General features: G+C 67.0%; 1 pseudogene. It reads left to right on the top strand.

The annotated features are described in order from the left end of the window. A pseudogene (locus tag ACMUVN_RS33445) lies at nucleotides 1-209 on the top strand (protease); the annotation flags it as partial.

Below are 209 nucleotides of genomic sequence, written 5' to 3'. Positions count from 1 at the left end.
TCACCGGCATCGGCAATGCGCTCGCCAACACGATCACCGGCGGTGCCGGCAATGACACGCTGAATGGCAGCGCCGGCGCCGATACGCTGATCGGCGGGGCGGGGGACGACACCTACATCGTCGACAATGCCGGCGACAGCCTCACCGAGAACGCCAGCGAGGGGACCGACACGGTCCGCACGAACTTGGCAAGCTATACGCTTGGCGCC

Source organism: Rhizobium sp. IY2, assembly GCF_047532935.1.
In the GTDB taxonomy this organism is placed as follows: domain Bacteria; phylum Pseudomonadota; class Alphaproteobacteria; order Rhizobiales; family Rhizobiaceae; genus Rhizobium; species Rhizobium anhuiense.
This window is presented reverse-complemented; position numbering and strand designations above follow the sequence as displayed.